The organism is Dyella sp. (assembly GCF_035508675.1).
Taxonomy (GTDB): domain Bacteria; phylum Pseudomonadota; class Gammaproteobacteria; order Xanthomonadales; family Rhodanobacteraceae; genus Dyella_B.
Genome location: NZ_DATJMN010000097.1, coordinates 1 through 4,828 on the forward strand (window position 1 = coordinate 1; position 4,828 = coordinate 4,828).

At 61.6% G+C, this 4,828-nt stretch carries 8 protein-coding genes and 1 riboswitch; all 8 genes read left to right on the forward strand.

Annotated elements, in window-relative coordinates:
- On the forward strand, positions 1 to 232 hold a 232-nt coding region (gene minC / locus VMA74_RS05455), incomplete at its 5' end, for a septum site-determining protein MinC (RefSeq protein WP_325365583.1).
- A gap of 68 nt (positions 233 to 300) precedes the next feature.
- Positions 301 to 1,116, forward strand: coding sequence for a septum site-determining protein MinD (gene minD / locus VMA74_RS05460; protein WP_325365585.1), 816 nt, complete (start codon positions 301 to 303; stop codon positions 1,114 to 1,116).
- A gap of 5 nt (positions 1,117 to 1,121) precedes the next feature.
- Positions 1,122 to 1,397 carry a cell division topological specificity factor MinE gene (gene minE / locus VMA74_RS05465; protein WP_325365587.1) on the forward strand — a complete coding sequence of 92 codons (276 nt, stop codon included), beginning with the start codon at positions 1,122 to 1,124 and terminating at the stop codon, positions 1,395 to 1,397.
- 71 nt (positions 1,398 to 1,468) lie between these two features.
- On the forward strand, positions 1,469 to 1,942 hold the full coding sequence (locus tag VMA74_RS05470) for a hypothetical protein (protein WP_325365589.1): 474 nt from the start codon (positions 1,469 to 1,471) through the stop codon (positions 1,940 to 1,942).
- 31 nt (positions 1,943 to 1,973) lie between these two features.
- Entirely contained in the window at positions 1,974 to 3,065 is a 1,092-nt protein-coding gene (locus tag VMA74_RS05475; protein WP_325365591.1) for a glycosyltransferase family 9 protein, read from the forward strand.
- A gap of 52 nt (positions 3,066 to 3,117) precedes the next feature.
- Positions 3,118 to 3,205, forward strand: a riboswitch (Fluoride riboswitch).
- A gap of 62 nt (positions 3,206 to 3,267) precedes the next feature.
- Positions 3,268 to 3,654 carry a fluoride efflux transporter CrcB gene (crcB, locus tag VMA74_RS05480; protein ID WP_325365593.1) on the forward strand — a complete coding sequence of 129 codons (387 nt, stop codon included), beginning with the start codon at positions 3,268 to 3,270 and terminating at the stop codon, positions 3,652 to 3,654.
- An 18-nt stretch (positions 3,655 to 3,672) separates the two neighbouring features.
- A complete protein-coding gene (locus tag VMA74_RS05485) occupies positions 3,673 to 4,035 on the forward strand; it encodes a DUF190 domain-containing protein (RefSeq protein ID WP_325365595.1) in 363 nt (120 codons plus the stop codon).
- Positions 4,032 to 4,828, forward strand: a 797-nt coding sequence (gene cfa / locus VMA74_RS05490) for a cyclopropane fatty acyl phospholipid synthase (protein WP_325365597.1), incomplete at its 3' end; no start/stop codon positions are given. The genes VMA74_RS05485 and cfa, both read left to right, overlap by 4 nt.

The following is a 4,828-nucleotide window of genomic DNA, read 5'->3' on the forward strand; positions in this document are numbered from 1 at the left end:
CGAAGTCATTGCCGATGGCAGCATTCACGTCTATGGCGGGCTCAAAGGCCGAGCCATGGCGGGCGCGCAAGGCGATGTGAAGGCCCGCATCTTCGTATCGGACTTTCGTGCCGAGCTCGTCGCCATCGCCGGCCCTTACCGCGTGTTCGAACAATTACCCAAAGACCTGGAGGGCCAGTCTGTGCAATGCTGGCTCGAGGGCGAAAAGCTGCTGATTGCACCTTTGAAATAACCAATGCGCCGGGCTGCCCGGTGCATGCCAGACATTTAGAAAAACTATATCTATTCCGGAGATGAGCCTTGAGTGCTGAGATTATCGTTGTGACGTCCGGCAAGGGTGGCGTGGGTAAGACCACCACCAGCGCATCGCTTGCCACGGGCCTGGCGATGGCCGGCAAGAAAGTGGCCGTGATCGATTTCGACGTCGGCCTGCGCAACCTGGACCTCATCATGGGTTGCGAGCGCCGCGTGGTGTACGACTTTGTCAACGTCATTCAGGGCGAAGCCACCATCAAGCAGTCGCTGATCAAGGACAAGCGCCACGAAAATCTCTACGTGCTCGCCGCCAGCCAGACGCGCGACAAGGACGCGCTTACGCAGGAGGGGGTGGAGAAAGTGCTCGATGAACTGGGCAAGGACGGCTTCGACTACATCATCTGCGATTCCCCTGCCGGCATCGAAAAAGGCGCGCACCTGGCGATGTACTTCGCTGACCACGCCATGGTGGTGGTGAACCCTGAGGTTTCTTCGGTGCGCGATTCCGATCGCATCCTGGGCCTGCTCGCCAGCAAAACGCGCCGCGCCGAACGCGATAACGGCACGGTCACCCAGCACCTGCTATTGACGCGCTACAACCCGGCGCGGGTCGAACAGGGCGAAATGCTCAGCGTGAAAGACGTGGAAGAAATTCTCGGCATCAACGTGATCGGCGTGATTCCCGAATCGGAAAACGTACTGGCCGCCTCCAACTCCGGCGTGCCGGTGATCCTGGACGACAACTCCCTCGCCGGCCAGGCCTATCGCGACACGGTGGCCCGCCTGCTCGGCGAGACCCGCCCGATGCGCTTTCTCGACGCACCCAAGAAGGGCTTCTTCCAGCGCGTATTCGGAGGTTGAGCACCATGGGTATTCTCGATTTCCTGAAGCGCAAACCCGAACCCACTGCTGTGGTGGCGAAGGAACGGCTGCGCATCATCGTGGCACAGGAGCGCTCCACCCGCGGCGCGCCCGACTATCTGCCACTGCTGCGCAACGAATTGCTCGAAGTCATCAAAAAATACGTCAACGTCGACCTGGACGCGATCAGCATCAATCTCGAACGCGATAGCGGACACGAAGTACTGGAATTGTCGGTAGCACTGCCGGATGGCAAGCCAGCGGAGAATCCGGCGACCTGATCGCCGTCCATCGTGATGATCCGTCCCTCCCCTGCCACACGCTGGGAAGGCCCAGATCTCACGACCCTGTCATGACTGTTCTCCGACTTTCCGACATCGACCGCGGCGCCATCGAAACCCTGCTCGCCCTCTACGGCCTGAGCCTCACGCTCGTCAACGACGGCGAAGCCATCCCCGGCAGCTTCTGGGGCGACGATGAAGCCGGCATCATCGGCCATAGCGTTTACGCACGCGGCGATACCCCCGTGCATTCGCTGCTGCATGAAGCCGGCCACCTCATGGTGCTGCCACCCGAGCGCCGTGGCGACGTGCACACCGATGCCACCGACTCGATCGAAGAAGAAGATGCGGTTTGCTACCTGCAGATCGTGCTGGGCGACAGACTGCCCGGCGTGGGACGCGAGCGCATCATGGCCGACATGGACACCTGGGGTTACACTTTTCGGCTGGGCTCGGCCCGTGCCTGGTTCGAACACGATGCGGAAAACGCCAGGAGCTGGCTGATCGAGCACGGGCTCCTTAACCAGGCCGGCGAACCGGTATAGTGCGCAACGCCTGATTGCTGCGACGCCCACCGTGCTGAAGAACACGCGCTATTACGATCCGATCAACAATTTTCGCCGCAGCGTGGCGCGCCGGCTGATGCGCATGGTGTTCGGCAGCCATGGGCAACCGACATCAGAACCGCTACCGGCCAAGGGCATCTATCGCATCCTGGTCTGCCATATCAGCCACAGCCTGGGCAACACGCTGCTGCTGACGCCGCTGCTATCGGAGCTGGAAAAGGTTTATCCCGCGGCGGAAATCGACATTCTCACGCGCAGTCCCGTGGCCAAAAGCATCTACGGCCATTTCTTCAACGTGCAGCGTATCTTTCGGTTGCCGGCGCACGGCGTGGGCCATCCGTTCCAGTTCTTCGGCACGCTGCGGCGCATGCGCAAGATCCGCTATGACCTGGCGATCGATGCCGACCCGTTGTCGCAAACCGGCCGTCTGCTCACGCTGCTGTCGAACTCGACATATACGCTCGGCTTCAGCAGCCCGAAAAAACACGGCGAGATCACCCATGCCGTACCGCTGCCTGACCATTTGGCGAGCAAGGGGCGGCGCCCGGTGTACCTCCTGCGCCATGCAATGGGGCGCGACGTAGCGGCCGACTATCCCGTACCGGACATCCGCCTCGCAGCGAATGAACGCGCACAAGGCAAGGCGGCACTGATGCGTTCCCTCGCCGCCAGCGGCATCACCACGCCAGGACGCGGCATCATCGGCATTTTTGGCAATGCCACCGGCGACAAATTGCTGAGCGAAGCGTGGTGGACGCGCTTCATGCAGGTGCTGGAAGCGGCGCATCCCGGTCATCGCATGGTGGAAATCCTGCCGCACTCGGGCGAGTCGATGCTGGGTTCGCGCTATCCCGCGTATTACTCCACCGATCTGCGCAAACTCGCCTGCGTGCTCTCGGGTTTGGACGTCTACATCAGCGCCGACTGCGGCGTGATGCACCTGGCCTGTGCCTCGGACGTCACCACCATGGGCATTTTCACCGTGACCAATGCCGCCGAGTGGGGGCCGTATGGTCCCGGCCGGCATGTGATCGATGCGCAGGGCAAGGAGCCCGAAGAGGTTGCACGCATCATTGCCGCCATGCCGGAGTTGCACGTATAGGCTGGGGTGGCCGTCCCGGCTACACAGCGACATTTGCTTCGGCTAGCATGCCTCGCATGAGGGAGATGGCATGCCTCCCGTTCCCTTGGGGCCGTTCCCGTGGAACAAACCACCGCAAGGTTGATGATGCCTGCACCACCGGACTCCGGCGGCGCAGGCGTGCCTGTGTTGCCGAGCCTCTGCACACAGGAGACGACACGACATGAGTTGGACTGGATTTCTTGCCGTCGGATTGGGCGGCGCGATCGGATGCTGGATACGCTGGATGCTCGGCGTCCTGCTCAATCCGGTTTTCCCCACCCTGCCCCTGGGCACCCTTGCGGCCAACCTCACGGGCGGCCTGATCATGGGCTGCATGATGGGCATCATCGAGCACTTCCAGGCACTGCCGCCGGAAATACGTCTGTTCGCGATGACCGGTTTTCTCGGCGGCCTCACCACCTTCTCCACCTTTTCCGCCGAAGCGAATACCTTGCTGCTACGCGGGCAGTTGCTATGGTTCGGCATCCATGTCGCGGTACATCTGATCGGCAGCCTGTCCATGACGATCCTGGGCATTTTCCTCACGCGCGGCTTGTTGCGCCATTGATACGGAGTCGACCACGTCATGAGTATCGATGTCTCATTTCGCAACTCTCCTGCCAACGGCATCTTCCTGCGCTTTTACACCCACGTACACGCGCGGCACGATGGGCTGCTGATGTCCGAATGGCTGCTGGAACTGGCCAAGCGCCATAAGTTGGGCGGGGGCTCCGTATTTCGCGCCACGGCGGGTTTCGGCCGGCATGGCGTGCTGCATCACGAGGCCTTCTTCGAACTTGCCGACGACCTGCCGCTCAAGGTGGAATTTCTGCTCAGCGAAGCGAATGCACAAACCCTGCTGCGCCTGGTACGGGAAGCAGGGGTTGAACTGGTCTATGCATGGTCGCCGGTCCATTTCGGTGTTTTGGGCCGGGAAGGAGACGCATGAGTCAAGAATCGCTGCGCCAACGTGCCGCCGAGCTGCTTGAGCTGGCCGGCATCCAGATCGACGGGCCGGCGCCCACCGATCTGCGCGTACACAACGAACAACTCTACGCACGCGTGTTTGCCCACGGCTCGCTGGGGCTGGGCGAGGCTTACATGGATGGCTGGTGGGACGCCGAGGACCTGCCTGGCCTGTTCACCATGATTCTTCGCAGTCACCTGGATGAACACCTCAAGACGCTGGATACGCTGATCGCGCATCTCAAGGCGCGCTTCATCAACATGCAGCGCGGCCAGCACGCGTTCGAGATCGGCAAGGTGCATTACGATCGCGGCAATGATCTGTTCAAGGCCATGCTCGGCAAGCGCATGGTGTATTCCTGCGGTTACTGGGCCCATGCCAGCCATCTGGACGACGCCCAGGAAGCCAAGCTGGACCTGATCTGCCGCAAATTGCAATTGCAACCCGGCATGCGCGTGCTCGACGTGGGCTGCGGCTGGGGCGAAGCGCTGAAGTTCGCCGCGGAACGCTACGGCGTGGAAGGCGTGGGCATTACCGTGTCCAACGAGCAGGCCGCGTTGGCGCGCGAGTTGTGCCAGGGCTTGCCGATCGAAATCCGCTTGCAGGATTACCGTGACGTCGACGAACCGTTCGACGCCATCATGTCGATTGGCATGTTCGAACACGTGGGCGGCAAGAACTATCGCGAATATTTCGAAGTCGCCCGCCGCTGCCTGAAAGACGACGGCCTGTTTCTCCTGCACTGCATCGGCAGCAACCAGGCGCCGGGTCGCAC